Annotated in this window: 1 protein-coding gene; it reads right to left on the bottom strand. The window is 64.0% G+C overall.

Annotated elements, in window-relative coordinates; all coding sequences use genetic code 11:
* Positions 1-381: citrate/2-methylcitrate synthase (locus AC0IYH_RS29785; RefSeq protein ID WP_471837679.1), on the bottom strand; the 381-nt coding region annotated here is incomplete at both ends.

A 381-nucleotide genomic window follows, 5' to 3' on the forward strand; every position in this document is an offset into this window, starting at 1 on the left:
TAGTTCTTGTACACGCGGTGGCCGAAGCCCATCAGGCGGAACGGGTCGTTCTTGTCCTTGGCGCGGGCGATATATTCCGGGATGCGATCGGGCGTTCCGATCTCCCGCAGCATGTTAAGCGCCGCTTCGTTCGCGCCGCCATGCGCCGGTCCCCACAGGCAGGCGATGCCCGCTGCGATGCAGGCGAACGGGTTCGCACCGGACGATCCCGCGAGACGGACGGTCGAGGTCGACGCGTTCTGCTCGTGATCGGCGTGCAGGATGAAGATGCGGTCCAGCGCCTTCTCGATTACCGGATTGACGACATAGGGCTCGGCCGGGACACCGAACGTCATGCGCAGGAAGTTGCCCGTGTAGCTGAGCGAGTTGTCGGGATACAGG

This window comes from Pseudomonas sp. AC463 (genome assembly GCF_979253585.1).